The organism is Cupriavidus lacunae (assembly GCF_003353055.1).
GTDB lineage: Bacteria > Pseudomonadota > Gammaproteobacteria > Burkholderiales > Burkholderiaceae > Cupriavidus > Cupriavidus lacunae.
Window position 1 is genome coordinate 17,526 of the sequence record NZ_QKWJ01000037.1, and the last position, 25,973, is coordinate 43,498.

A 25,973-nucleotide genomic window follows, 5' to 3' on the forward strand; every position below is an offset into this window, starting at 1 on the left:
CGGCCTCCTCAGGTCGTTGTCCGCGCCAACGCCGTGGCCCGATTCCGGCGCCGGTCGATCCATCGCAGCATGAAGACGGCGTACAGCGATACGCCGATAAACAACCCCATCCGGATGGCGAAGGCATGGTAGACATCCTTGCCCGCCGCGCTGTCTTCGACCGATTGCCCGAGCAGGATGATCATGGTTACCAGGCTGTTGAGCCAGAAGCCCGGCGTTGCGCGTGTCGGCAGGACGGCAAAGAGCCTGCGGGCGACGACCAGCGCGAACAGCATCGTCCAGAGGAAAAACATCCACAGATGGACGAACAGGCCAAGCGCGAACCAGAAGAGGATGGCCAGCAGCCCACCCAGCAGCGTGGACCCCAGTAGCTCTGCCGCGGCGCCGCGCGCGGTCGTGCAGCTTTGCCGGCCCAGGCTGACCGCCTTCATGACGATCGGCAGGTAGCCGGCCGGATCGGTCAGCGCAAGCAGGAATGCCGGCATGACCACCAGCGTCGCGCGCCATGCCATCCAGTCCGCGTCGATGGCAGCCGTCGCGGGTGGCTTGGGCGCAGGCGCGGCCTTGCCGCGGTCCGGGATCAGCCAATGACAGACACCGAGCGCCACCACACCGAGCAACAGGCCCCTTGCCAGCGCGCCGATCACGCTGATGGCCAGCGCCATCTCCGCGGTGCCGGCCACCGAGATCAGCGCGATGCCCGCCACGAGGAACGTCGACACGAGCCCGTTGCCGCCGCGCAGGCCATAGCGGAACGCCAGAAACATGCCGAGCGCGGTCATCAGCACGCCACTCAGCGGCGCATGACGCAGGAAGGGGATCAGCAACAGCCCGCTGCCGGTGGTCGCGATCACGAGCAACGCCAGGGTCAGCCCGGCTTTCGCAGGCATCGGGCGATCCACGGAAGCGAACAGGAACACGGCGAGCACCGGCGCCACCATCGGAATCGGCCACTGGAGGCCAAAGCTGATCGCCAGGCAGAGCGAGGTGCCGACGGCCAGCCGCAGCGCCCGGCGGCAACGCGCGGCGGCTGCGGCGGACATGGCGGCGTCAGTAGACATACGACAGCCAGCTCATCAGGCGGATAAACAGGCGCCCCGGCGGATTAAGGGGATTGCCGGACGTCGGGAACGCCATCACCTCGGCCTGTCCGCCGATGCGGACGCCACGCAGTGTCGCAAACTGCCCCCGGTCGATATCGACGATCACCGGGAAGCGTTGCGCCGGCCGCAGCCAGTCCCGGCTGTTCTGTACCGTCGGCAGGCTGCCCGGCGGTGGGCTCTGGCCCGCGCTCACGCCGTAGCCGATGCTGCGGACCCTGCCTTCCAGCACCTTGCCCGGCAAGGCATCGAGCACGATGGCGACGGGCGTGCCCGGCTCCAAATGGCCCAGGTTGTTTTCGGTAAGGTCGGCGGTAATCCACACGTCATGGATCGCAATTAGCGTCATCACCGGGCTGCCGGCCGCGGCATAACGTCCGGCCTCCGTTTGCAGGTCGGTAATCAGGCCGGCGGTGCGTGCCCGGACCTTCGCGTTGGACAGGTCGAGTTCCGCTTTCTCAACGGCCGCGGCCGCGCTGCGCAGCTTGGCGTTGCTCTCGTCGCTGCCGCCCTGCTGCTCTTTTGCGCGCTCGACCTCGGCTCGGGCCGCGCCGACCTGGCTGATGGCCTGCGTGTGCGTGGCACGGGCCACCTCGAGCCGTCGCACGGATACCGTGCCGGGGTCTTCGCGATAGAGACGTTCGAGCCGCTCGCTGTCCTGACGTGCCTTGACTTCGTTCGCCTGCGCCGCGTGCAATGACTCCTGCGCTGCATCGATGCCTGCGGTATTCGCGCCGATCTGGCGGCGGGTCGATTCGAGATCGGCGCGGGCTCGGTCCAGTGCGATGCGGTACTGCTGCGGATCGACCTCGAACAGCACGGTGCCGGACTCCACGTTCTGGTTGTTGCGCACCAGCACCTGGGTCACGCGGCCCGACACCTCGGATGCCACCGGGATCACGAATGCCTGCACGCGCGCCTGCTGCGTGTAGGGCGTGAAGCGATCGGCCAGCAGATACCAGGCCAGGCTCAGCACGATCAGGACGACCACCCAGCGCACGCCTTTGCCCGATGTATCACTGGCCGCCGCCGGGCCTGGCGAGGCCGGTTCCGGTGCGTTCGCATCACTCATGGCCGCTCGCTCGCGCCGGCATGGCGGTGGCGTTGAAGGGCGAGGTCGGCGTGCGCGGGGGCTCGGTCAGCAGGTCTCCCCAGTCGGTGCGCTGCCGCATCTGCTCGCGGGTGGCCGCGTCGACCGTTGGCTGCTCGGTGTACCAGCCGCCGCCCAGCGCCTTGTACAGGTCGATCAGATAGCTGACCGCGTTGCTGCGGTTGACCAGATAGGCATCTTGCTGTGCGAACAGCGCGCGCTGGGCGTCGAGCACGCGCTGAAAATCGGAGTAGCCCTCGCGGAACAGCGCATTGGCAAGCGTCAGCGAGCGTTCCGCCGAATGCGCGGCTTCCCGCAGGATCTCCTCGCGCTCGAGCGCCTTGATCAGGCCGCTCGCGGCGTCGTCCGCCTGGCGCGCAGCCACGCGCACATCGTTCTGATAGGCGATGATCAATTGCTGCAGCCGTGCATCCTGCACGCGCACGTTGTTGTGAATGCGGCCATAGTCGAAGATGTTCCAGCGCAAGCTCGGCCCGCCGACCAGCAGCAGGCCGTTCTGAGTGCCCGGCAGCGAACTGGCGGACCAGCCGATGCTGCCGACCAGCGTCAGCGATGGATACAGGTCGGCCTTCGCCACCCCGATCTGGGCCGACTGCGCGGCGATCTGAAACTCCGCAGCGCGGATGTCGGGCCTGCGCAGCAGCAGGTTGGCCGGCACGTCCTGCAGGATGGCGCGATCGATCCGTGGCAGCACGCCTTCCTTTTCGGGCGCGCCGAGCAACTCTGGCACCGGACCGGGCGGCCGGCCCAGCAGGATCGCCACGGCGTTGCGCGACAGCGCGATCTGCCGCTCCAGCTCAGGGATGCTGCTCAACGTGCCGAAGTACTGCGTCTTGGCCTGCTGCAGATCTAGCTCATCGCTCTCCCCCGCCTTGAACAGCCGCTCGGTGATCTCGTAGCTGCGCTTCTGCAGGCGCGCGTTCTCGCGTGCGATGCGTACGCGGGCCTCCGCCGTGCGCAGGGCGTAGTAGGTCTGCGCGAGCTGGGCATGCAGCAGCACCAGCACGTCCTCGCGATTGGCCTGCGCCGCGAAGTACGCCGCATCGGCGGACTCGATCGCCCGTGCAAAGCGCCCCCAGAAATCGAGCTCCCAGCCGATATCGACTCCGGCGCTGTATTCCCAGACACGGCTGGTCTGGGCGGTGGGCCCCGACTGGCGGCTGTGCACATACATGGCGTCCGCGCTGGCCTGCTGCATCTGCGGATAGCGGCCGGCCAGCGCCATGCCGAGCTGCGCCCGCGCCTCCATCACGCGCAGGCCCGCGATCCGTACGCCGGCGTCGTTGGCATTGGACTCGGCAATCAGGCGTTCGAGCACGGGGTCGCCGAAGACCTGCCACCACTGGCGCAAGTCCGGCTGCGCGCGCTGTTCGCTGGCCCGCCCGATCGCTTCGCTGCTCCACTGCCCGCTCCACGCCTCATGCTGCGGCTGAAAATCGGGCCCCACGCGCGCGCAGCCGCCCAGCATCGTCGCGGTCAGCATCCAGGAACGGAGTACACGGGCCTGGGGCGACATCGTTATCCGCCAGCGGGACGGGTATCGCTGCGCGCTTCTGTCCCGGTGGGCTCGGCAATCTCGACGGTTTCAATGGCCTCCACTCCCTCGACGGCCTGCTGCGCGTCTTCCACCCACTGCCAGAAAAGCTGGTAGCCCACCGCCAGCACGACAGGCCCGATGAACAGTCCGATCACTCCGCCACTGACCATGCCGCCCAGCGCACCGATCAGCACCACCGGCATCGGCACGTCCACACCGCGGCCCAGCAGCATCGGCTTGAGTACGTTGTCCGCCAGTCCGGCGATAAAGACATAGATCGCGAAGACGACACTGCTGACGCTCACGCTCTCCGTCGCGAACACGAACAGGATCACGGGGATCGTGATCAGCGTGGCCGGCAACTGCATGATGCCGAGCAGCAGCACCGCGAGCGCCAGCAGGCCCGCGCCCGGCACCGCCTTGACGACGAACGCGATGCCGATCAGCAGCATCTGGATGAACGCGATGCCTACCACGCCCTGGGCCACCGCGCGTACGGTTGCGGTGCACAGCGCGGTGATGCGCGGGCCTCTCTCCGGCCCCGAGATGCGCGAGGCAATCTGTATCGCGCTGCGGGTGCCGAGTTCGCCATAGGCCATGAAGATGCCCGCCACGATCAGCGCCGCCACGAAGATCAGCAACCCGACGCCCACGCCACGCGCGGTACCGAGTAGCGCCACCACCACAATCTTGATCTGCGGGGCGAGCTTTTCGGCCAGGGAGGTGAAGTCCGTGGCAGCGAGCATCCAGAAGTCGTAGAGCCGCTGGCCGATCAACGGCCAGCCCATTACCGACTCGGCCGGCGGCGGGATCTGGAAGCGCCCGCTGCGGGCGATGTCCATCGCATGCTCGACCGAATCGATCAAGGCGACCCCAAGCATGCACGACGGCACGAGAATGACGCAGATGACCAGGAAGACGATCAGCGTGGCGGTACGGCCCTCGCTATCGAACACCTTGCCGCGCAGGCGTGTCTGCAGCGGGTAGAGCGTGATGGCCAGGATCATCGACCACAGGATCAGGCTCATGAACGGCTTGAAGATCTGGAAGCAGGAGACGGCGAGCAACGAGATCAGGCCGAAGCGAATGAATATGTCGATCAGCGTACGGGAGAGCGTAGGGATCGTGAATCGTACTTGCGGCATCGGCAGCCTCCTTTCGGATGATTCTTGTGCAGCGCTCCCCGCGGCGCACTATTTCACACGAACTAGGGCCCGCGCCGCCGGCCAACGGCAAACAGGATCGCGCCGACCGGCGTGATGACGATGCAGCCGAACAGCCAGTCTCTTGCGAGGACTGTCACAAGGTAGCGTTGCAGCGCCCCGGATGTCTGGAACAGGTGGATCTCCAGGCCGTGGAGGGCGAAGCTAAACAGGTTGACATGCTCGGGCAGGCTTCCCACGGGGTCGCACAGGAACACCCCGGCAAGGGCCGACCAGAAGCCGATGACGATCAGCCAGTATCCCGTCCTGTACATGGTTGAGTACGCTCCTAGTAAAAGAGTCATCCAACCCCGTGCGCAATGCAATTGGTCCTTGGGCCAACCATCGGGCAGGCATTGGACCAAAGTCCCTTGTCAAAGGCCGGGCCGGTATCCGAGATTGATACTTGAGCAAGGTGGGTCCACGGCAGGGAGGAAGGAACATGGCAAAAGACTCGCGACGAGCGCATGAAGATGTCGACGCAGTGAAGGACCTGGACTCCAAGGCGTACGAAAAAGCCCTCCGTCCGCTGCATGCGGAACTGGTGCAACTGCAGGACTGGGTCAAGGCCACCGGCGCCAAGGTTTGCATCGTCTTTGAGGGACGCGACGGCGCCGGAAAGGGCGGCGTCATCAAGGCCATTACCGAGCGGGTGAGTCCGCGCGTGTTTCGCGTGATCGCCCTCCCCGCGCCGACCGATCGCGAGAAGAGCCAGATGTACCTGCAACGGTACATCCCTCACCTGCCCGCCGCCGGCGAGATCGTGATCTTCGACCGGAGCTGGTACAACCGCGCCGGCGTGGAACGCGTGATGAAGTTCTGCGACGACGAACAGGTCGAGTTATTCCTGCGCGCGGCGCCGCTCGTGGAGCGCGCCATCGTCGGCTCCAATGTCCAACTCATCAAGTACTGGCTCGAAGTCAGCCCCGAAGAACAGACGCGCCGCCTGGAGCAGCGCATCCTTGACGGGCGCAAGACCTGGAAGCTGACGGACATGGATCTGAAGTCCTACGGCCGCTGGTATGACTATTCCCGTGCGCGGGACGCGATGTTTGCGGCGTCCGATACAGACTTCGCGCCCTGGAACGTCGTGAGATCGGATTGCAAGCGGCGCGCTCGGCTCAATGTCATCAGCCATCTGCTCGGCGCCATCCCGTACCAGCGCATTGCCCGCAAGAAGGTCACGCTTCCGGACAGGCAAAAGCCCGGCTCATACAAGGAACCTGATTACCCGTACCGATACATCCCGGAGAAGTTCTGACCGGGGAGAGCCACCTTTGGCCTGAGGGCTTGCCGTGCCATGCTGCTTCGTACCTTGCGGGCGCTGGTCGTCGCGACAGCCCTGAGTCCATCACTGGTCTTCGCGCTTGACGATGTGCCGCCCGGTACCGGGGGCGCATCCGGTCCGCCTCTTCCCGCCGCGTCGGCACCGTCGCAATCCGGGGTCCCAACACCCACGCCTACACCGGGCGGACGCCCTCGCATCTGCCTGGTGCTGTCGGGCGGCGGCGCGCGCGGCGCCGCGCATATCGGCGTACTGAAGGTGCTGGAATCGCTGCGCGTGCCGATCGACTGCATCGCAGGCACCAGCATGGGGTCGCTGGTTGGTGCCGCCTATGCCACCGGCATCGAGCCGGACGAGATGGAGAAGATCGTTGGCGGCCTGTCGGCCAGTGCGCTGTTCAGGGAGCGGCCGCCGCGCCAGAACCTGTCCAGCCGCCGCAAGGAGGAAGACCGCTCCAACCTGGTCACGCCTGAGATCGGCGTCAAGGGTGGCGAGCTGCTGCTGCCCAAGGGCGCGTTCACGGGCGTGCAACTGGAAAAGGTGCTGCGTGAACTGGCTGGCGCACCCGGGTACCGGAACTTCGATAAGCTGCCCATTCCGTACCGCGCCGTCGCCACGGACCTCGTCACAGGCACCGCGGTGGTGTTCAGCGAGGGAGAACTGGTGCGCGCGATGCGGGCCAGCATGTCCGTGCCCGGCGTCATCGCCCCGGTGGAGTATGAGGGCAAGATGCTGGTCGATGGCGGGCTCGTCAACAACCTGCCTGTCGACGTGGCCCATGCAATGGGCGCGGACATCATCATTGCCGTCAACCTCGGTACGTCCCTGATGCCCCGCGAGTCGCTGAAGTCGGCACTCAGCGTCACGATGCAGATGCTCAATATCCTGACCGAGCAGAACGTGCGCAAAGCGCTGGCCATGCTCGGACCAAACGACATCCTGATCGAGCCCGAGCTCGGCGATTTCTCGGCGGGCGATTTCGATCATCTGTCCAAGACGATTCCAATCGGCGAAGCCGCGGCGCAGAAGGTGGAGGCACGGCTTGCCGCGCTGTCTCTCCCGCCCGAACAGTATGCGATGTTGCGCAAACGGCAGTTGATGCTACCGCCGGCCGATAGCCGGCCCGTCGATGAAGTCCGCATCGCACCGATGGAGCGTGTGAATCGGGAGTTCATCACATCGAGCATTCAGACCAAACCTGGGGAACCACTGAACGAGCAGCGGCTCGACGACGACCTGAGCCGGATATTCGGCACGGGCGATTTCGAGCATGTCGACTACCGCATCCTCGAGGAGCCCGGCAAGCGCGTGCTGTCCGTCGATGCCATCGAGAAATCGTATGGGCCCAACTATGTGCGCTTCGGCCTGGGCCTGAGCACCGATTTCCGTGGCGATACATACTTCAACCTGCTGGCGAGCTATCGCCGGACCTGGCTCAATTCGTATGGCGCGGAATGGCGTACCGATGTACAGGTCGGGCAGACCAGCCGCCTGACTAGCGAGCTGTACCAGCCGGTCAATGCCAACCAGTCGCTGTTCGTGGCGCCGCGCATCGAACTGGAGCGCCGCCGGCAGAACGTCTTCCAGGACACCTCACGCATCGCCACCTACGACTTCAGGCGCTACGACTTCGGCTTCGACGTCGGTACGCAGTTTACGAAGTACGGCGAGCTGCGCGCCGGCGTGGTGTTCGGGCACCAGAACATCGCGCTGAGCACCGGGCCGCAGTTCCTGGTCCCACCCGTTACGTCGGTGCAGCGTGGCGCGTTCACGAGCCGCTTCCTGATCGACCAGCTCGACAGTGCGATTTTCCCGCGCGAGGGCTACGCGGGAGGGGTCAACATCTATGCGTCGCGTCCGGAGCTCGGCGCGGACCAGACCTATACCAAGGCCGAGGGGTCGGGCACGTATGCGTGGTCGAGCGGCCGGCATACCCTGAACCTCGGCTTCCGCGCGGGCACGAACATCGGCGGCGATCCGCTGCCGAACTACGACCTGTTCCAGTGGGGCGGCTTCCTGCAGCAATCGGGCTACAGCACCGGCCAGTTGCTCGGCCAGAATCTGCAGTTCGTGCGCGCCGTCTACTACAACAAGGTGGCGCGGCAGTCGCTGCTCGAAGGCGTCTATGGCGGGTTTTCGCTCGAACTGGGGCGCATGGGCGGCCCGCTGGTGCCGGGCAACCCCACCGGCTGGCTCAAGTCGGGGTCGGTATTCGTGGCGATCGACTCGCCGATCGGCCCGCTCTACGTGGCGTACGGCCGCGCGGCCGCGGGCCACTACGGCTTCTACCTGTTCCTGGGAAAGCCCTGAGCGCCATGCGCCGGCCACGCGATGGCGATCAGCGTGGCCGCCCCCAGACAATGCAATGCTGCTATGCGCTTCATGACCGGATTCCCTGTCGGGCACTCCACATGCGGCGGCTACTTGCCTGTGCCGGGCGTTACGGACACCGCCACCGCCTCGGTGTAGACGGCCTCGACGCGGTCCCCCTTCTTGATGTTCTTCATCTGGTCCGGGTCTTCGACCATCAGATCGACGATATGGCCCTTCGGGCCCTTGACCGAAACGGTGCGCGCCTCCTTGTTGACCGCGACGACCTGCGCGGTGGCAGTCACCTCACGTCCAACCATGCCGCCAGGCTTGGCACCGGCTCCGGCGCGCTGCTCGATCGGCTTTTCCTGCATCGTCGCCGGCCCGCTGCCCTTCTTGAGGCTCACAGTCAGCGCCTCGTTGTACTCCACGGTCACGATGTCGCCCACGCGCAACTGGTCGAAGTTGCGGGCCTCATCGCCCACGTTCATGTCGACGACCTTTCCGGCCTTCGTCTTGAGCGTGACCTTGCGCGTCGGCGCATCGATGGCGGTAATCGTCGCCACGACCTTTGCGGTGCCGGTCGCGGTGACCTTGCCGTCGGTACGCGTCACGTCCGTCTTCACGTCGGGCTGCGCCCAGCCCGCGGCCGGCACCCAAAGCAGAATTGCGACTGGAATCAAGGCTTTCATGAGCGGCATATGTCCTCCTTCGGTAATGGGACCTGTGAACTACTTGATCGAATACCCGCGTCCTGCCATGCAGGCCCCGTAGGCCCGGTAGTACGTATCCATCGCGCCTTGCGACTGCGCCTGTGCGTTCGCCTGCACGTTGCGCTGGTTCTGGCGCGCCCGCGAGCCGCCTACCATCGTGCCGGCGACGGCACCCACCGCGGCGCCCTTGCCGGCATCGCCGGTGATGGCGCCGATCACCGCGCCGCCGGCAGCGCCGCGGGCGGCCCCGCCGACGCGCTCACCGCCGCCGACAGCCGGTCCGCTCGGCGGCGGAGGCGCCGCGGCCACGGCGGCCGGATCAATGCCGGTATTCGATTTGGCCCACGAGTAGCAGTAGCCGTCGTCCTTCTGCTGCTGAGCGGAGCTCTGTCCCTTGGCGGGATATGCGATCGGCTTGGATTGGGCCATCGCCCCGATGGCAATGGCCGCGACGGTCAGCCCGAGGACCGGCCCGATGATCGACTTGTACATGGCATCACTCCTTGTCACCGTCCAGCGTCGCCTTGAATGGCTACTGGTCCATGCGGAACAGCACCTGGCCGGCCTTGACCATCGAGCCTTCGGTGCGGAGCCGTTGCTCGAGGAGGCCGTTGACGCGTGCGCGGATTTCAACCTGCTGCGAACTCTCCGTCTGCCTGCCGAACTCGAACGTGATCGGCAATCGTGCAGCGCAACCTTGATGAGCCCGACCCCGGTCTTGGGCGACGCGGCCGGGCCCTTTGCCTTCTGTTTTCCGCATCCCGCAACTGCAAGTGCGGTGAGGAACACCAGCGCATACTGCCTGCCTCTGGACTCCGGTCCGCACGCTCCAGTCTGTCCGCGGTCACCGGCGCTTCCCGTCATCGGCATCGTTCACTTCACGCCAGCGTCGTTAGCTGAACCGCTCCCTCAGCACCAGCGCATTGATCTTGTGACCGTTCCAGAACACACCGTGAACGCGCGGCACATACTGCCGCAGCGTGGCTTCATCGACGGTTTGGAACGTCAGCGTTACGGACGGCCGCGTACCGTCACCCTCCTGGAACTCGATCTCGTCGAAAGCGGGAAAGCCGTATCGCTCCAGGAATTCCTTCACCTGTTCTTCGGTGGTGTCTGGATGGAGGTTGGAAAGCATCAAGAGCGCCATGATCGGTCCTCGTCACGGAGCCATAGCCATAGCCATACGTACGGCACACGTTGCGGCTCCGTCCTGCTATGAGTGTGTCTCGTTGTGTCTAAATGGCAATTGGACCAAGGACCAAACTCCGCGTTTTTCAGAAAACTCAGGCTGACATCACGCTCCGTACCAGTTCGATGAGTTGACTCGTGTTGAATGGCTTGCGGAGGTAGCCGATGGCCCCGGCGGAGAGCGCCTTGTCGCGCGCTTCGGGCACATCGTGGGCGGTGATGAAGATGATCGGCAGCGGGATGCCGGCGAGACGGCGCTGGACTTCCAGGCCATCGACACCAGGCATGCTGACGTCCAGAATCACGCAGCCCGGCAGGTACGCAGGTTGCGACAGGATCTGGTCCAGGAACGCCGTGCCGCTGGTGAAGGTGTCGACCGTGATGCCGGCAGCACGCAGCAGACGCGATATGGCGCGCGCAACGGACTTGTCATCGTCGACGACCACCACAAATTGTCCTGTAGACCCCATATCCGCGCCAGGTTAGACCGCGTAGACCGCAGGGAGGAACCACCTTCCCCAAGGCTACGAAACGCTGGCGTCCTGTGGTATTGGACGATGGTCCATCGCGGTGTCAGGCGCGCGCAACAAGCCCCATGCCCATCTTGTCGGCGATTCGAACCAGCGCCGGCAGCGAGTCCACCTCGAGCTTCTGCATCACATGGGCACGGTGCACTTTGATGGTCTTCTCGACCGTGCCGAGTTCGCTGGCCACCTGCTTGTTGCGCAGGCCCGAAACGATCCACGCCAGCACCTCCCGCTCCCTCGGCGTGAGACGCTCCACCTTCTGCTTCAGGAGCCGAAGCTCGGTCTTGCGCGCGAACTGCTCCGTTGCGCGTTCACACGCCCGTTCGACCGCCCTCAGCAGCAGCTGGTCCTGGACGGGTTTCTCGAGGAAATCCACGGCCCCGGCCTGCATGGCCTGGACGGCGTTGGTCACGTCGGCATGCCCGGTCAGAATGACGATCGGAATCCGCTGGCTCAGCGTCTGCTGCAAGGCGATGCCGTCCATTTCTGGCATCTGCAGGTCGATCACCGCGCAGGCCGGCGCGCCATCGAGATCGACCTCATCAAGGAAGTGCCTGGCGGAATCGAAGATGCTGGTGTGATATCTGTGCGCGCCGAGCATGCGTGCCAGCGCACGTCGCACGCTGTCGTCGTCATCGACGATACATACCGTTGGCTGCATTGCGTTCATCGCTCATACCTCCGTGATGGAGCGGATGGATGCCGCGCAGCGCCACGGGCAATACCGATCCGCGCGGATGTTGCGCCGAGGCGTCCGTGTGCAGGGACAGTTCGAAGGTCATGCCCGTGTCGCTGTTGCGCCTTGCCTTCAAGCTGCCGCCATTGCGTTCCACGAGTGCTCGGCTGAAGGAAAGCCCCAGGCCCATGCCCTTGGGTTTCGACGAATAGAACGGCCGAAAGATGCGTTCGAGCTGGCCGGGCTCGACGCCACTGCCGTTGTCGCACACCGAGATGGCAATCATGCCGTCACGCTCCTGCGCAAGGACCGAGACGGTTCGCTCTCCGCTCGCGCGGACCGACTCCACGGCATCGAGCCCATTGATCAACAGATTGAGCAGTACGAGCCGGATCTCCATCGGATCGCCGATTGCGCGCGGCAGCGGGCCGTCCACATTGCGCGATACCGACACACCACGTGCGCGCGCGTTCGCCTCCACAAGGCCGAGCGCCTGCTCGACGACCTCGTCGACATTGAAGTGAATCGACGCGGGCGCTTCGCCAAGAATCAGCGCCCGCACCCGCCTGACGATCTCGCTCGCGCGCGAGGCGTCGCTGACGATGTCGTCAAGAATCTCGCGCACCTCGGCAAGGTCGCACGGCCCCGCTGACAGATACTCCCTGGCTGCCTGAGCGTTGCTGGTGATGGCCGTGAGCGGCTGGTTGAGTTCATGCGCGAGGGATCCGGCCAGCTCGTTCATGCCGGGAGCCTGGGACAGATGGGCAACCTCCCTGGGACGGTTGTCGGCTCGCATGGCCGCCGCCTGTGGGCCACCGCGCGGCCTGCCTGGCTGTCGACGCACCAAGGCAGGCAGCACCGAAGCAGCTGCCACGCCGGTAGAGATGCCAATCACGAGGAAGGACAGCCATCGCATGGCAGTTGCCCCTCAGATGTCGAGCTTGCTGATTTTCGTACCTTCCACCGAAAGATTGCCCATGAGGCCGGCATTGGTCAGGACAAAACCGATGACCGGTGCGCGTGCCGTGTTGGTATCCAGCTGGCCGTTTGCGCCGATGGTGGCGATCGCCACGGACCCATCGACACCGGCGGTCCATCCCTTGCTTTGCTGAAACCCTTTCAGGGCGTCGTCCGTCATGAACATCAAGATCAGCGCCTTGGACTGTGCGCCGGCGAGGAATCCGAAAGACGCGGTAGTCGTGCGGTAGTACCCCACCGACGACCCCGCCACCCGCAATGCCCCTTCGCCATACTCGGCGCCAACGATGAAGCCGGCCGCGAGAATCTTCGGGAAGGCCAGGATGCCCTTGGCGTCGCGCGAAAGCGCCTGCGCGGAACTGGCGCTCGCGAAAAGCTTGCTCATCGTGCCATCCACGCCCGCATCGATCTCCCGCCGTTTGGCGGCCGCGTCCGTGTCAGACCCGCCGGTTGTGGTGCAGGCGGCAATCGCCGGTATCAGTACGATCGAAGGCAATTGAATGAACAGGCGTCGGTTCATGGTAGTTTCCCTGTGGTTGCGGAAAGGCGGGCCCGGCATGGTGGGCCTGTGGACTAGCGAATCCTCCCGGCCCCGGCAACGCTGGCAAGGTCATGAATTCGCGGCAGGATATGGCTAGGGCGCGCCTTTGCACCCAAGGCGGCCAGGATGAACTGGACAGCAGGCAGGACAACGGATGACATGACCCCCCTCCTGTTTGCTGGGGATGTCCCGGGAGCGGAAGAGCAACGCATCGCCGTTGCATTGCAGGCGAAGTCTGCGCGAGCGCGACTACGTCGCGCGGCAATCCGGCTCGATACGGCGTCCCTGAACGCTTACCCCGACCGACTGCGACAAGTTCAGACTCTACATGCCAGCGCTAGGGGGCCGGCTTCGATTGCGCGGATGCCGTCCAGACGAGCAGACTATTCCGCTTTCATTGGTTTCGACGTTTGCTTGTATCAAGGTAGGTCGGCCCCGTGAGGATTGCAAACGCTACTTTGAGAAGTAAAAAAAGAGAGGCTCGCGACATCGCGAGCCCTATGTGACCTTTAAGATTCACTGGCTCCGGAAGCGGAGAGTGCGAAACTCCTGCCCGACAGGACAACGTCCTAGGGCGAAGCAGACACCTTGCTCCAGCCGGGCACTGGATCGAACGACTGGATGGCGCCGGCCCGGGCGTTGGTATCCCTGCCCAGGTCCCGCTCATAGACCTGTCCCTCGTGATTGACGATAAAGCTCTTGATGCCGGTCTCGCCGTATCGGACCGGCCATGCAAGCACGCCGAATCCGCCGAACAGCCGATCATTCACGAGGTAGCTGTACTGACCACCCGGCGCTGCCGGCCCTTGGGATGTCAGCAGCTTGTACCGGTAGCCGTTATAGCCGTCCGGGCTGATGTTGCGACCGACCGCGCCAAGGAACGCCGCGCCGAGCGGGCTCTCGGGTTCTCCTGGCTGCGTCGGCCAGTACAGTCCGTCCCGCTTGCCCGGCGAGCTGATGAGATGCGCGGCGTAGACCAGCATCCCGTCACCAGCATGATCGGTGTGCGCATACTCGCGCTGCGCATCGTAGATGGCCAGCATGGTCTGGATGGTGGACAGCTCGTTCCGGCCGATCCGGCGCAAACGGATTTCGGCGAGCCCCGCCTGCGTATCAAACTGCCAGCCGCCATGGCGCTTGACCAGCGGTATCGGCATCGTCCAGTCATCGTTTCCGACGGCGATGCGGGCTGTGTTGTCGTCCTGCTGCCGGATCGAATGCGCCTGGCTCCAGGCGGACAGGAACCTGTAGCGGATGTCCGCGCCGAGCGGTGGAACGAGCCGGCGCGCCGACTGTCCGAGCATCGCATCGATCGCGGCATCGTTGCTGGAGGCCACCGCATCGCCGAACGCTTTCATCGCGGCTTCGGGGGTGGCGAACGACTGCTGCGCATGCGCCGTCGACGCGGTCGATATGAGGCCGAGCGTCAGCATGAGCGGCACGGCAGCGGCTGAGATGCTCATTCGCAAGATACGGGTCAATGCGCGCATGAATGTCCCCTTCAGCATACCTTGGCGTCGCGTTCAACGCCTTCCGCCACCACGACCGCCGCCGCCGCCGCCGCCAAAGCCACCGCCTCCGCGTCCGCCGCCTCCGCCACCACTGAACCCGCCACCGCCACCGCCACCGCCGCCACGCTGGCCGCCGCTGAATCCGGCCTGGCTGGAGCTGGCGCGGCCGCGATCGAGATCCCGCTGCGCGGTATTGCCGCTGCCGACACCCTGGAACGCGTTATCACGCCCGCCGCCGCCGTAGCCCCCGCGATTGCCGCCGCCGGCACTGCGATCGCCAACGCCCGCGCTTCGATCGCCGACCCCACCTCGATCGGCGCTCGTGCGATCGCCGGCACTGGCACGGTTGCCACCACGCTCTCCGCCTCGATCTCCAGCGCGGTCGCCACCACGCTCTCCGCCTCGATCTCCTGCGCGGTCGCCCTGTCGATTGCCGGCCCGGTCTCCGGCCCTGTCGCCAGCGCCTTCACGGCCACGGAAATCGTTGCGACGGTCCGCCCCGGCCACGTTGTTGCCGAACTTCTCGCGCGTGGCGTTATCGCGGTATGCCACACCCTTGCGATGGCTGCCATCGTGCTGCCAGCGATTGCCGTTCTGCACCTTGGTCCGGTCAAAGTTCCGGTCGATGTTCGCCGCCTTGTTGACGTTGATGTTGACGTCGCCCCCGCCCCAGTTGCAGTTGGAGAAGATGGCGCCCGCGGCGGCCAGGCCAACTCCCCAGGCAAATCCCGTCATGAGGGCGCCGCCCGGGTAGTAGGCGGGTGGCGGAGGCCAGTAATACGGCGGATAGGACGGATAGCTCCACCCGCCGTACACCACGGTGGGGTTGTACGCCGGCACATAGATCACCTCGGGATTGGCCGGCTCGATACGCACGATGGTCTGCGTCGTACCGCCACCCCCGCTCGCCTGCGCGGGCGGTTCGACGATGACCTTCTGTTGTTCATTGGATTTCAGGTTGCCGGACTGCTGGGCCTTCGCGCGCAGGCGCTGCACTGCGGCCATGACGTCCTTCTCCTGCGCCAGGAACGCATCGCCGAGCTTCTGGGTCCAGTCGAGCTTGTCGCTCATCGGCTGCAGCACCTGGGGAAACGCCACCAGCGACTTCACACTGACATCCCACGGCTGGCTCTCGACGGCCTTGATCGCCGCATCCCCCTTGACGTTCGGATTGGCCTTGACCCAGCGTGCCGCCTGCACGACCTCCAGCGGATAGGTCGATGCCATCAGCGCCTGGGCAAGCACGGAGTCGGGATATAGCGCGATCGGCGCCACCAGGGCTTCGAGCTCCTCAGGTTTGAATGGCGCCGGGCCGGAACTACCCTGCGCCAGTGTGCTGCCAACGCTTGCCAGGAAGCAAGCTATGATCCATGCTCCGATCCAGCCCAGTCGTCGCATGCTGCAAAGCGTCATGGCAGCCTCCTAACATTGCATCGGCCTCGCACCCACCGATGCCATCATGGTGATCTTATAGATGCCGCTTCCGCTACCCGCAATGGAACCTTGGTCCAATACGCGAGCCGGTGGAGCGAAGGTACGCTTGGGCCACCGCCTGGCCCGTGTCACGATACCGAAACGCTGTGCTGTCGCTGATGAGCGACTCGGTGGTGCCCGACCTCGCGTCGAGTTCGCTGTCGATCAAGAGCGCCCAGACCGAAAATGCGGGCATCGTGATGTCCCAGCTCGGCTGGCAGCTTCACGATCAGCTGGACGTTCCCGCTTTATCTGGAAGGCTTGATTACCTACCGCCGCTATGACCCGACCTTCGTGTAATCGAACGGCTGAGAATCGCGCATACTTCCCACGCGCAGGAATACGTTCGCGGGGACGATCGGCATCGGCTGGGACTTACCGCTGACGGCCGACAAGGAACTCATGATCCGGCCGATCTACGCCGCTACACACAACCGCTTATCGAGATCAACGTCCGGAGACACAATGAAGAAGCGCCTTGACCCGCGGACGTTCGTCGATGGACGCTTTTACGAGTCCACGTCCAGCGTTACGCCAGCGCAGCGAATCACGCGCAGGTAAGCGACCCTATCCCCGACTGCGACGGTGGCCTGCTCCGCAAGCCTCCATATGCGCGAAGACTTTTCGGCGCACGCCATCATCGCCTCGAGAGCGTCCGAATCTGCAAATCCGTGTGCTGCCGCTGCCCCGAGTACGGCATCGAGAACGCGTCGTGCCGCAACTCGGGCAGCGATCGGCGCCATGGGAGCCCGATACGCAAGAAAGCCTGCCATTAGCAAAAATTCGGCCGGGCTGATGTGCTGGCCATTTCCAACAGGAACACCGTCCGTATCGACTCGGTCTTGCGTCATGGATCGCCTCCCGCTTTGGCGCACTAGGCGCTGTGATCGCGCGCATCCGTGCCGTTACAGCCGCCGGCAGTTCCGTAGCGGATTCGACGACGGCCCGGTGCTGCACGCAGCACCGGACGCCGCTTGATGTCTGGGGTGATGTCTCAGGCCGCGCAGAGATAGTCTAGTACAGGATGAATTGCTAATGTCGGCAAACGCAGCGTATGATCGCCGCGGGTGTTGCCTGCCGGGTGCGTGTTTCGGCAAGCTGCGCATCGACACCGGGTTTATACGACCTTCCACCTTCAACGTGATCGCGCTGTAACGACCAACAGGTGAAAGGGCCAATTTTTCGGCATGCCAAGACGCAAATTCGTAGTATTCTTGATCCGCTTTTGCTCCCCAGCGATAGGCGCTGCCTCGCTACTTCGGGTCAACTTTCGTCCGGCTCTGAAAGGATGATGATGAGGCGAATCCCTGCGTTCCAGTTCCCATAGGCCCACAGGAGAGGACGACGTCCAAAGCAACTATCCAGTAATTGTCATCTTTTTGAAGGCTTCGAAACACTTCGCGAACATCGCCGATGCCTGGCGAGTCCGTGCGGGCGACTGATCCCGACCACGCGGACTATTCTCTTCGAGGGCATTAATGAAAACGCTGTTTCTGCAGGCACCTTCATATGAAGGCTTCGATGGCGGAGCGGGCTCACGCTTCCAGACGAAGCGCGAGATTCGGTCATTCTGGTATCCAACCTGGCTCGTCCAGCCCGCTGCGCTGATCGAGGATAGCCGCGTCGTGGATGCTCCCGCAGATGGCCTGTCGCTGGATACGACACTCGATATTGCTCAGGAATACGAACTGGTCATCATTCACACGAGCTCTCCATCGTTCCAGAGTGACGTTCAGTTCGCAGAGCACTTGAAGCGGCGCAAGCCCCCGATCCTCATCGGGATGATTGGTGCAAAAGTCGCCGTCGATCCTCACGGCTCACTGACCGCGAGCGACGCACTCGACTTCGTATGCCGTGAAGAATTCGACTTCACTTGTCGCGAGATCGCGCAGGGCCTCCCGTTCGAATCGATTCTCGGTCTGAGCTATCGTCTGCCCGACGGCAGGATCATGCACAACGACGCCCGACCGATTCTCGAAGACATGGACCAGTTACCGTTCGTCTCGCCCATCTATAAGCGCGACCTAACGCCGGAGAACTACTTCAGCGGCTACCTCAAGCATCCGTATCTGTCGCTCTACACGGGGCGAGGCTGCAAATCCCGGTGCACCTTTTGCCTCTGGCCGCATACAGTCGGGGGTCATCGCTACCGCACGCGTTCAGTCGAGAACGTCCTGGAAGAAGTGAAATGGATCAGGGACAACATGCCCGAAATCAAGGAGATCATGTTTGACGACGATACCTTCACGGATCTCAGACCGAGAGCCGAGGAGATCGCCCGTGGTCTTGGCAAGTTAGGCGTGACGTGGTCGTGCAACGCAAAGGCGAACGTACCCTATTCAACCCTTAAGGTGATGAAAGAAAATGGGTTGCGGCTCTTGCTGGTCGGGTACGAATCCGGCGACGATCAGATTCTCGTGAACGTCAAAAAGGGCCTACGGACCGATATGGCCCGCCGATTCAGTGACGATTGCCGCAAGCTCGGCATCAAGATCCACGGCACGTTCATTCTTGGGCTTCCTGGCGAGACGCACGAGACGATCCAGAAGACGATCGAATACGCGAAAGAGATCAATCCCCACACGATCCAGGTGTCACTCGCTGCGCCCTATCCGGGTACCGTCCTTCATAAGCAAGCGGTCGAGAACGGATGGTTGAATGAAGGCAAGGTCATCGCCCTCATCAATTCGGCAGGCACGCAGGCTTCCACTATCGGCTATCCGCACCTGTCGCGCGAAGAAATCTACCTTGGCGTTGAGGAGTTCTACAAGCGCTTTTATTTCAGACCTTCCAAGATCTGGGAAATCGTCCGCGAAATGCTGGTGAGTTGGGAGATGATGAAACGGCGCCTGCAGGAAGGCGTAGAGTTCTTCAGATATCTCCGTGCGCGCAAGGCATGAGGCGCCGGTGCACCTTTCTCGGAATGATGAGGCCGCCGCAGGCATCAGGAAGAACACTGCACCACCTGGCCGCGCCACTGTCTGCGCCCCGCGGCGCAGCCTCGCTCGCCGATAGCGTGCGACGGTTAGCACCTGGTGATCTGACGCGCGGCGGCCTGCCATTTCGCCCCGCAACGGGCACGGGCTCAGCAGTCCGTGCGCCCGATCCGGTCATTGCTTCACATTAGCGGTTGCGCGGTTGAACTGTTTCAGCCGTCGGCCAAGACCCAACGGGAACCGAAACAACCTTCTCCGTTGCTACCGACTGGTCATAGAGCAACCTGTACTCTGCCGGAAACCACTGTGCAATTGGCGGCGGATATTTGTAAGCCAGGACCGGCTCCGGACCCAAGCCGTCGCGAAGTAGAAACACTTCTACCAAGTGGCGATGCCCATCGTCGCCGACTGGCAATAGCGTTGTCGCCCCCACGTAACGCCTCGAACGAGCTGCCAGGGACGTTCCGGCAACTCATCCAACGCTTGTTGGATCATCTGAAAGCGCTTCACTAGCGTCATGAGTTGGAAGTTCGTTGCGGAAATAAGCCTGTCGAGAAGCCGTATGGGCGAAGCGCAGCAAGAATGGAGCCTTGCGAGCATTCGCGACGACGGATCATGCATCTTGTCGGCGGACTTATGCAACGAACTTGCAATTCATGACACTAGCAGGCCATGGAGACTGACGTCGAGATCAGGGCGAGGCACAGGAACAGGCAGCCATATTCGGTTAGCCAATCATTTTTGCCCGGCCCCGGCGTGTGCAGCGGCGATTGCCGTATCACGCTCTTTTTTCGCAGCAGACTTTTGCTCGTCGAAGACTTTCTGCGCTTCGGCGACTTTGCGGTTGTACTCTTTCCTGGCGGCGGCGACTTCCTGCCGCATCTTCACGATTGCATCATTGTGACCGTGCGCGGCAGCACCCGAAGCAGGCTGAGCCCAAACCGGTGAAGCAATGATTGCCGTCACAAACATGACGGATGTTGCCAGCTTTCCCATGATTCTCTCCCGCTTCAATTTTCTTCGGGGCAGCGGCGTGGATCGGAGCTTGCGGCTGCCTCGCCACATCGAATCCGCAGACTACGAGCTAGTATGGTACCTAACGCGCAAAAGTCAAAGGAGCCTCGAACAGGACGCTAATCTCCCAAACGCGGGGTAAAAGAGTTATGCGCAGATTAGGTGCATCTCGTTATACAGCCTCTCGGCAGCGGCGGCCAGCGAGCCAAGCTCCCGGGCAATACGGTAGGTTCATAACTCAACGGCAAAGCGAGCTGATGAATATCTCGACGCCAGCATGGCAAGCGAACACGACTTGCTGGCCGTTTCGGGTCTATAGCGCAGGAGAGCGAACTAGAAGCTCGCCGCCAGCCCCAGCGACACCCCCGACACGTTATTGCCGAACACATACCGCACCACCGCTCGCGCTCGTGTCACGAAAATTTCATGGGCGCTGGTGTCCAGTTCCAGCCCGACGCCGAGCGAGGTCAGGTAGTTGAAGCCAAGCACGCCGGCTTGGTTGCCGAAGTAATGGGAATGCGAGAGCTCCAGCACGTAGCGAACTGGTCGGTCGAGGGCTTGCAGGCCGGTCGGCGCACGCCAGCGCGCGTAAAGATTGGCCGTCTGCGCGGTGGCCGAGCCCTGCACCGCGTCGGAACTGCCACCGAAGCTGTGCAGGTATATGTTCGTATAGCGCAACTCAATGTCGACCTCGTGGCTCTGGCGGTAGTGCTCCCAATCGAGCATCACGGCACCGCCCAAGCCGTAGGCGCTGAGCGAGCCGTTGTCGAGGAAAGCAAGCTCTCGCTGCGCCTGACGCGCCACGGCGAAACGCGCGACCGACAGGTCGCTGGCGACGTAGCCTAATGAGAAGTTGAAGATTGGCCGGAACACCAGTTCCTTGTTCTCGGTGAGCGGAAAGTCCCAGCCTATGCCGCCTGTGGCCGACACCGTGTTCCATTTCGCAGGCACCCGCCGCGACTCGCTGCCATTGCTGGCGACGAACGAGGGGTCATAGCGGCTGTAAGCGATAGCTCCTTCCAGGTAGAGTGGCAACCCTTTGCTCCACGTGAATCCCCCGCCCAGTTGCGACATGACGACGCCCGGGTTGTCCGTCGCAGCGTTACTGATCGACAGGGAACTTGAGGTGAGATCGGGCACTACCGAATAGGCCATCAGCGTCAGCACGCCGTTGGCACGCTTCTGTAAATTGGTACCAATGAGGTTGAAGTCGCCGTCCGACAACCCCTGTGCCAGAGCGATCCCAGGGGCGAACACAACCATGGCCGTCGCAAGGACAACCATGGAAGTCGGCGGTCGGTAGGTCTTCATGGGCAGGAGGGAGCGAACGTTGCGTATTCATCGTAGTCGCTCCTGCCGAAATGTCACACGTCGAGACTCCCCGTCGACGGGGTGGCCCGGTGCGGCGAACCTCGCAGTTGAACCACCGAAGCCATGCGCTCAGCGGGCCGACTGAGAACCCGCTGCGCCGCCGTTGCCGGCCAGGGCGTCAATCGGCCGTTGCTGGCACGCGGTGGCGGATGTCGACCTCACAAGGGAGCAATCCGTCCTGAGCGCGCGAAGCTCGCCAGGGCTGGCACGAAATGAGCAAAGGCGAATCCGTCCGTTTCTCCCTCATTGTGAAAAGCCGAGGCCAAAGCCGTTGGCAACGCCATTTGAAAACCTCATTGATCAGATGGTATGGACGCCTCCCCCCGGCGACGGGGCGCTTACCTGCAAGAGGAACAGTAAGGATCCTCGCTGCCATGGCATCCCTATGCCAACGTGGAGATGTCGATTGCAGTGACCCTGATCGGGAGGATTCAAAATGAAGCTTACCGTCATCGGCATGGATATTGCCAAGCGTGACCTTCCGCGTCCACTGCCAAATGCAATTTGGTACTCAATCCGGCGCGCGATCGCCCGAGCCCTTGCGGGCCACTTTTTTTAATGCGCCGGCCGAATGCTGGTGCGCTCTCGCGATGGTTGAATCGACCAGGACATGCTCGATTTCAGTTTCGCCCGAGACAGCCAGTGCGACTCGCTGCCAGACGCCATTGCGCCGCCATCGCGAGAAACGCATGTACACGGTGTGCCACCGACCGAATTCCGCTGGCAGGTCGCGCCACGGGCCGCCTGTGCGGCCGATCCACAGCACCGCTTCGCGGAACCACCTGTTATCGGTCGCCTTCCTTGCCAGGCAAGATGGGTTCGACTTTGTGCCATATCTCGTCGCTCAACAACGTCCGGATCATCCTGTCTCGCTGGCGCAAAAGGCAAAATGTAAACACATTTCAGCAAATGCAAAACAGAGCCTAGCGAAGTCAAAACTGCGCACTATATTGAACAGGCACCATTGCAATGAGTTTCCCTCGCCACTGACGAACTAGATTTCCGTCTGCTGCAGCCGGCGTTGCGTGCCAAATCAGCATCGCGCGCGAATACGCCCTGAAAGATGTCCAACGTGCACTTGGAGATAAGACATGGCTGCAACCGAAGCGACGGCACCGAAGATCTGATCCCCTATCCTCCCGGCTTCCCAATCATGGTCCCGGGGCAGGTTATCACGCCGGAAACCATTGCCTTTATGCGCAAACTGGATGTGAGAGAGATCCATGGCTATAACGCGGCGCGTGGCCTTGAACTGCTCCGGCCGGACGCCCTGGATGCTCTTAAGCAAGGCAGGGGCTGATCTGTGTAGCGCGCGCCAGCGCGGATTTCCTCGTGAGTCATTGCGATGACTGATGCGGGGCCGGCATCCGGGTTGGCCTATCCATTGGCAACGGGAGGAAAGCTATGTCCTGGTTCGTGACAACCCTCAAGGCGTATCCGGAAATCGCGATCTTCCTCGCGCTGGGGGTCGGATACTGGATTGGCGGAAAAAGCTTCAAGGGCTTCAGCTTGGGCGCTGTGACGTCGACGCTGCTCGTGTCGATTGTCATTGGGATCCTGGGCGTGAAGATTTCCCCCAATGTGAAGTCCGTCTTCTTCCTGATGTTCCTGTTCGCGGTGGGCTATGGCGTAGGTCCGCAGTTCGTACGCGGCATCGCCAAGGATGGTGTGCCACAAGCCATTTTTGCCCTGGTCATGTGTGTGCTGTGCCTGGCCTCCGCAGTCGGCGCGGCAATGATAGCCGGCTATGACATGGGTTCTGCCGCGGGGCTTTTTGCAGGATCGCAAACGATCTCCGCGTCGATGGGGCTGGCCACCGATGCGATTAATCGCCTCGGCTTGCCACCCGATGAGGCGAAGCAATTACTTGACGGCATGCCGATCGCGTACGCCGTTACCTATATCTTCGGGACTGTCGGGTCGGCGATCATCCTCGCACAAATCGGCCCGAAGCTTCTTGGTATTGACCTGGTGGCCGCCTGCAAGGATTACGAGAGGGAACTGGGTGCCGGAGAGCCGGGCGAAGCCGGCACTGAGTGGCATGAATTCGAACTGCGCGCCTATTCGCTGGCGCCGAATAGCCCGTATATCGGCAAGTCGGTCGGCGAGCTTGAGGCTAGCACGCAGGAAGGCATCAGAGCCTTTGTTGAACGCATTCGTCGCGGCGGCAAGATCATTGAGGCGGACCTCAGCACCCGGATCGAGCCGGGCGACGTTGTGGCAATCGGCGGGAAGCGCCATCAGTTGATCGCGCGCCTCGGCCCAAGCGGGCGGGAGGTCGAAGACGCGGAACTGCTCAATGTCCAGACCGAGGGCGTTGATATCTACATCACGAACAAGGAGGTTGACGGCCATGCCTTGCAGGAATTGGCGCGGTGGCCGGGCGCGCGCGGTGTGTTCCTCAAGAAAATCAAGCGCGGGCCCACAGAAACCGTGATCCCGGTGCTGCCCAAGACGAAGCTCTATCGAGGCGACGTGATCACGGTGGTCGGGCGTACACAGGACATCAACGCGACCGCGAAGCAACTTGGTTACATCGATCGGCCCACGTCAGTAACAGACGTGGCATTCATGTCGCTTGCCATCACCGTTGGTGCGCTGATCGGCGCAGTCGTTCTGAAGGCGGGGGGTATCCCTTTAACCATTTCCACGGCAGGTGGCGCGCTGATTGCCGGCATTGTCTTCGGATGGTACCGGGCCATACACCCGACTTTTGGTCGCATCCCGGATGCCTACCGTCTGGTTCATGAACTCGGTTGGACTCAATGTCTTTATCGCTGTTGTCGGAATCTCCGCAGGCCCCGGCTTTGTCGCCGGCTTGCAGAAGCTTGGGATCAGCCTTTTCCTCTGGGGCATCTTCTCGACCTCGGTGCCACTCATTATTGGAATGCTGATCGCCAAGTTCGTTTTCCGCTTCCATCCGGCTATCTTGCTGGGCGCATGTGCCGGTGCGCGAACCACCACGGCTGCATTGGGGATGATCTGTGAAGCTGCTCAAAGCCAGGTGCCGGGTCTTGGATACACCGTCACCTATGCCGTCGGGAATACGTTCCTGACAATCTGGGGCATGGTCGTCATCATGATTCTCTCCTGAGCGAGCCGTGCGTCAATCGAGGGAAACAGCCATGATTTCACGTGGCAGGCAATTGGCATGGACCTTCTGTGAATGGTTGCTCGTCGGCCTGATGCTCGCATCAGGCACCGTAAAGGCCCAGGGTCGAGCCGCACCCTCCTATAAGCCAGAGGAGATCGAGGCATTGGTGGCACCAATCGCGCTCTACCCCGACTCGGTGCTGTCCCAGGTGCTGATGGCCTCCACGTATCCCCTGGAGATCGTGTACGCCGCGCGCTGGGTCAAGGCCCACCCCAACCTCAAGGGCGATGACGCGGTCCAGGCTGTCGCGAACGAATCGTGGGACGTCAGCGTCAAGTCGCTGGTCGCCTTCCCCCAGATCCTTGAGCCGATGCATGACAAGCTCGACTGGACTCAGAGGCTTGGCGACGCCGTTCTCGCGCAAGAGAAGGACGTGCTTGCGGCAGTGCAGCGCCTGCGCTCGCGCGCCCAGCAAGCCGGCAACCTTCAGTCGAATGAGCAGCAACGGGTGATCGTGGAACAGGCGACAACGACTGAAGCGGTATCGCCCACCATCGTTCGCATCGAGCCAGCGAACCCGCAGGTCATCTATGTCCCCGCCTATGACCCCGCGATTGTCTATGGCGGATGGGGTTATCCGGCCTATCCACCCTACTACTGGCCGCCCTACCCTGCCTACTATCCCGGCGGCGCCTTCTTCAGCGGCTTTGCCTGGGGCGTTGGCTTCGCCGCCGCAGGCGCGATCTTCGGCAACTGTAACTGGGGCGGTGGCGACATCAATATCGACATCAACCGTGGCGCCCACATCGACCACCACTTCGATCGCAGCAAGGCCCAAGGGGGGCGCTGGCAGCATGATGCCAGCCATCGCCAGGGCGTTGCCTACCGCGATAACGCGTCTCGCGAGAAATTCGGCCGCAACGTGTCGGGCGCGGACAGGCGCGCCGACTTCCGTGGCCGCGAGCGGAGCACGGGCGGGCGGACCAGCGTTGCCGGCCGGGCCGGAGCGGGCAACCGGGCCGCAGTGGGGGACAGGGCTGCCACTGGTGGCCGTGCCGGAGCTTCGAACCGACTTAGTACGTCCGGTCGCGCCGGAGCTTCGAACCGACTTGGCACCTCCGATCGCGCCGGAGCTTCAAACCGGCTTAGCACGTCCGATCGCGCCAGGGCTGCCGACCGGTATAGCGCGGGCTTCGGCGGTCGCGACAACTCGTTCCAGGGTGTCGGCAGCACCAACGTCGGGCAACGCGATGTCAGCCGGGGACAGTCCAGCATGCAATCTTCGGGATTCAATCGACCGAGCGGCGGTGGTGGCGCAGGCGGCTACGGCGGCGCCGGCCGTGGCGGCGGGGGCGGATTTGGCGGTGGCGGGCGCGGCGGCGGTGGCCGGCGCTAAGGAGGGACGA

Annotated in this window: 23 protein-coding genes and 2 pseudogenes; 7 read left to right on the top strand and 18 right to left on the bottom strand. The window is 63.2% G+C overall.

Annotated elements, in window-relative coordinates; all coding sequences use genetic code 11:
• Positions 1–8 precede the first annotated feature (8 nt).
• The 5 genes from DN412_RS24790 to DN412_RS24810 form a co-directional block, all read right to left on the bottom strand.
• A complete protein-coding gene (locus DN412_RS24790) occupies positions 9–1,061 on the bottom strand; it encodes a DUF2955 domain-containing protein (protein ID WP_115214004.1) in 1,053 nt (350 codons plus the stop codon).
• Positions 1,051–2,172 (bottom strand): HlyD family secretion protein, encoded by a 1,122-nt coding sequence (locus DN412_RS24795; protein ID WP_115214005.1) that lies wholly within the window; start codon positions 2,170–2,172, stop codon positions 1,051–1,053. Before DN412_RS24795 ends, DN412_RS24790 begins: the two co-directional genes overlap by 11 nt.
• A complete protein-coding gene (locus tag DN412_RS24800) occupies positions 2,165–3,727 on the bottom strand; it encodes an efflux transporter outer membrane subunit (RefSeq protein ID WP_115214006.1) in 1,563 nt (520 codons plus the stop codon). Before DN412_RS24800 ends, DN412_RS24795 begins: the two co-directional genes overlap by 8 nt.
• 2 nt (positions 3,728–3,729) lie before the next feature.
• On the bottom strand, positions 3,730–4,893 hold the full coding sequence (locus DN412_RS24805) for an AI-2E family transporter (protein ID WP_115214007.1): 1,164 nt from the start codon (positions 4,891–4,893) through the stop codon (positions 3,730–3,732).
• A 62-nt stretch (positions 4,894–4,955) separates the two neighbouring features.
• On the bottom strand, positions 4,956–5,225 hold the full coding sequence (locus DN412_RS24810) for a hypothetical protein (RefSeq protein WP_244222773.1): 270 nt from the start codon (positions 5,223–5,225) through the stop codon (positions 4,956–4,958).
• A 167-nt stretch (positions 5,226–5,392) separates the two neighbouring features.
• On the opposite strand from DN412_RS24810, the gene ppk2 reads away from it, so the two are divergent.
• Entirely contained in the window at positions 5,393–6,211 is an 819-nt protein-coding gene (gene ppk2 / locus DN412_RS24815; protein ID WP_115214009.1) for a polyphosphate kinase 2, read from the top strand.
• 39 nt (positions 6,212–6,250) lie between these two features.
• Positions 6,251–8,545, top strand: a complete 2,295-nt coding sequence (locus tag DN412_RS24820) for a patatin-like phospholipase family protein (protein WP_115214010.1) — start codon at positions 6,251–6,253, stop codon at positions 8,543–8,545.
• A 110-nt stretch (positions 8,546–8,655) separates the two neighbouring features.
• On the opposite strand, the gene DN412_RS24825 is transcribed toward DN412_RS24820, so the two are convergent.
• From DN412_RS24825 to DN412_RS24870, 10 genes are all read right to left on the bottom strand, one after another.
• A complete protein-coding gene (locus DN412_RS24825) occupies positions 8,656–9,246 on the bottom strand; it encodes a hypothetical protein (RefSeq protein ID WP_115214011.1) in 591 nt (196 codons plus the stop codon).
• Between the two features lie 30 nt (positions 9,247–9,276).
• Positions 9,277–9,750 carry a YMGG-like glycine zipper-containing protein gene (locus DN412_RS24830; RefSeq protein WP_115214012.1) on the bottom strand — a complete coding sequence of 158 codons (474 nt, stop codon included), beginning with the start codon at positions 9,748–9,750 and terminating at the stop codon, positions 9,277–9,279.
• Positions 9,751–9,790: 40 nt separating this feature from the next.
• A complete protein-coding gene (locus DN412_RS45705) occupies positions 9,791–9,940 on the bottom strand; it encodes a biotin/lipoyl-binding protein (protein WP_341868075.1) in 150 nt (49 codons plus the stop codon).
• A gap of 210 nt (positions 9,941–10,150) precedes the next feature.
• Positions 10,151–10,405, bottom strand: coding sequence for an RNA recognition motif domain-containing protein (locus tag DN412_RS24840; protein WP_115214014.1), 255 nt, complete (start codon positions 10,403–10,405; stop codon positions 10,151–10,153).
• A gap of 136 nt (positions 10,406–10,541) precedes the next feature.
• Positions 10,542–10,895, bottom strand: a complete 354-nt coding sequence (locus tag DN412_RS24845; RefSeq protein WP_425267443.1) for a response regulator transcription factor — start codon at positions 10,893–10,895, stop codon at positions 10,542–10,544.
• A gap of 124 nt (positions 10,896–11,019) precedes the next feature.
• A complete protein-coding gene (locus tag DN412_RS24850) occupies positions 11,020–11,643 on the bottom strand; it encodes a response regulator transcription factor (protein ID WP_115214016.1) in 624 nt (207 codons plus the stop codon).
• On the bottom strand, positions 11,606–12,391 hold the full coding sequence (locus tag DN412_RS24855) for a sensor histidine kinase (protein ID WP_244222774.1): 786 nt from the start codon (positions 12,389–12,391) through the stop codon (positions 11,606–11,608). The genes DN412_RS24850 and DN412_RS24855 overlap by 38 nt, the downstream gene beginning before the upstream one ends.
• A 186-nt stretch (positions 12,392–12,577) precedes the next feature.
• A complete protein-coding gene (locus DN412_RS24860; RefSeq protein WP_115214018.1) occupies positions 12,578–13,147 on the bottom strand; it encodes a BPSL1445 family SYLF domain-containing lipoprotein in 570 nt (189 codons plus the stop codon).
• Positions 13,148–13,737: 590 nt separating this feature from the next.
• Entirely contained in the window at positions 13,738–14,658 is a 921-nt protein-coding gene (locus DN412_RS24865; RefSeq protein ID WP_115214039.1) for a DUF2950 domain-containing protein, read from the bottom strand.
• A gap of 33 nt (positions 14,659–14,691) precedes the next feature.
• A complete protein-coding gene (locus DN412_RS24870; RefSeq protein ID WP_425267445.1) occupies positions 14,692–16,092 on the bottom strand; it encodes a DUF3300 domain-containing protein in 1,401 nt (466 codons plus the stop codon).
• Between the two features lie 167 nt (positions 16,093–16,259).
• Between DN412_RS24870 and DN412_RS45710 the strand changes: the two genes are divergently transcribed.
• A complete protein-coding gene (locus DN412_RS45710; RefSeq protein ID WP_341868076.1) occupies positions 16,260–16,436 on the top strand; it encodes a hypothetical protein in 177 nt (58 codons plus the stop codon).
• Between the two features lie 1,194 nt (positions 16,437–17,630).
• Positions 17,631–19,052 (top strand): hopanoid biosynthesis associated radical SAM protein HpnJ, encoded by a 1,422-nt coding sequence (gene hpnJ / locus DN412_RS24885; protein WP_115214020.1) that lies wholly within the window; start codon positions 17,631–17,633, stop codon positions 19,050–19,052.
• A gap of 771 nt (positions 19,053–19,823) precedes the next feature.
• On the opposite strand, the gene DN412_RS24890 is transcribed toward hpnJ, so the two are convergent.
• The 3 genes and pseudogenes from DN412_RS24890 to DN412_RS24900 form a co-directional block, all read right to left on the bottom strand.
• On the bottom strand, positions 19,824–20,084 hold the full coding sequence (locus tag DN412_RS24890; protein ID WP_115214021.1) for a hypothetical protein: 261 nt from the start codon (positions 20,082–20,084) through the stop codon (positions 19,824–19,826).
• Positions 20,085–20,435: 351 nt separating this feature from the next.
• The gene (locus DN412_RS24895; RefSeq protein WP_425267446.1) at positions 20,436–21,413 is read right to left on the bottom strand and encodes a hypothetical protein; all 978 of its coding nucleotides are present in this window, start codon (positions 21,411–21,413) and stop codon (positions 20,436–20,438) included.
• A gap of 536 nt (positions 21,414–21,949) precedes the next feature.
• Positions 21,950–22,336: pseudogene (locus tag DN412_RS24900) on the bottom strand (IS5 family transposase); the annotation flags it as partial.
• 200 nt (positions 22,337–22,536) lie between these two features.
• Here DN412_RS24900 and DN412_RS24905 point away from each other — a divergent pair.
• From DN412_RS24905 to DN412_RS24915, 3 genes and pseudogenes are all read left to right on the top strand, one after another.
• Complete coding sequence (locus DN412_RS24905; protein WP_115214022.1) at positions 22,537–22,773, top strand: hypothetical protein; 237 nt, start codon at positions 22,537–22,539, stop codon at positions 22,771–22,773.
• Between the two features lie 104 nt (positions 22,774–22,877).
• Positions 22,878–24,567 (top strand): annotated as a pseudogene (gene aspT / locus DN412_RS24910) (aspartate-alanine antiporter).
• A 31-nt stretch (positions 24,568–24,598) separates the two neighbouring features.
• On the top strand, positions 24,599–25,963 hold the full coding sequence (locus tag DN412_RS24915) for a DUF3300 domain-containing protein (RefSeq protein WP_115214023.1): 1,365 nt from the start codon (positions 24,599–24,601) through the stop codon (positions 25,961–25,963).
• The last annotated feature ends 10 nt before the right edge of the window (positions 25,964–25,973 follow it).

What these genes read in the sequence shown, in the direction of transcription:
- DN412_RS24855 (WP_244222774.1), bottom strand. Translation starts at nt 12,391, where the DNA reads ATGAACGAGCTGGCCGGATCCCTCGCGCATGAACTCAACCAGCCGCTC.
- hpnJ (WP_115214020.1), top strand. Translation starts at nt 17,631, where the DNA reads ATGAAAACGCTGTTTCTGCAGGCACCTTCATATGAAGGCTTCGATGGC.
- DN412_RS24795 (WP_115214005.1), bottom strand. Translation starts at nt 2,172, where the DNA reads ATGAGTGATGCGAACGCACCGGAACCGGCCTCGCCAGGCCCGGCGGCG.
- DN412_RS24915 (WP_115214023.1), top strand. Translation starts at nt 24,599, where the DNA reads ATGATTTCACGTGGCAGGCAATTGGCATGGACCTTCTGTGAATGGTTG.
- DN412_RS24810 (WP_244222773.1), bottom strand. Translation starts at nt 5,225, where the DNA reads ATGTACAGGACGGGATACTGGCTGATCGTCATCGGCTTCTGGTCGGCC.
- DN412_RS24895 (WP_425267446.1), bottom strand. Translation starts at nt 21,413, where the DNA reads ATGAAGACCTACCGACCGCCGACTTCCATGGTTGTCCTTGCGACGGCC.
- ppk2 (WP_115214009.1), top strand. Translation starts at nt 5,393, where the DNA reads ATGGCAAAAGACTCGCGACGAGCGCATGAAGATGTCGACGCAGTGAAG.
- DN412_RS24850 (WP_115214016.1), bottom strand. Translation starts at nt 11,643, where the DNA reads ATGAACGCAATGCAGCCAACGGTATGTATCGTCGATGACGACGACAGC.
- DN412_RS24805 (WP_115214007.1), bottom strand. Translation starts at nt 4,893, where the DNA reads ATGCCGCAAGTACGATTCACGATCCCTACGCTCTCCCGTACGCTGATC.
- DN412_RS24840 (WP_115214014.1), bottom strand. Translation starts at nt 10,405, where the DNA reads ATGGCGCTCTTGATGCTTTCCAACCTCCATCCAGACACCACCGAAGAA.
- DN412_RS24825 (WP_115214011.1), bottom strand. Translation starts at nt 9,246, where the DNA reads ATGCCGCTCATGAAAGCCTTGATTCCAGTCGCAATTCTGCTTTGGGTG.
- DN412_RS24890 (WP_115214021.1), bottom strand. Translation starts at nt 20,084, where the DNA reads ATGGGAAAGCTGGCAACATCCGTCATGTTTGTGACGGCAATCATTGCT.
- DN412_RS24870 (WP_425267445.1), bottom strand. Translation starts at nt 16,092, where the DNA reads ATGACGCTTTGCAGCATGCGACGACTGGGCTGGATCGGAGCATGGATC.
- DN412_RS24865 (WP_115214039.1), bottom strand. Translation starts at nt 14,658, where the DNA reads ATGCGCGCATTGACCCGTATCTTGCGAATGAGCATCTCAGCCGCTGCC.
- DN412_RS24905 (WP_115214022.1), top strand. Translation starts at nt 22,537, where the DNA reads ATGTCCAACGTGCACTTGGAGATAAGACATGGCTGCAACCGAAGCGAC.
- DN412_RS24800 (WP_115214006.1), bottom strand. Translation starts at nt 3,727, where the DNA reads ATGTCGCCCCAGGCCCGTGTACTCCGTTCCTGGATGCTGACCGCGACG.
- DN412_RS24860 (WP_115214018.1), bottom strand. Translation starts at nt 13,147, where the DNA reads ATGAACCGACGCCTGTTCATTCAATTGCCTTCGATCGTACTGATACCG.
- DN412_RS24820 (WP_115214010.1), top strand. Translation starts at nt 6,251, where the DNA reads ATGCTGCTTCGTACCTTGCGGGCGCTGGTCGTCGCGACAGCCCTGAGT.
- DN412_RS24790 (WP_115214004.1), bottom strand. Translation starts at nt 1,061, where the DNA reads ATGTCTACTGACGCCGCCATGTCCGCCGCAGCCGCCGCGCGTTGCCGC.
- DN412_RS24830 (WP_115214012.1), bottom strand. Translation starts at nt 9,750, where the DNA reads ATGTACAAGTCGATCATCGGGCCGGTCCTCGGGCTGACCGTCGCGGCC.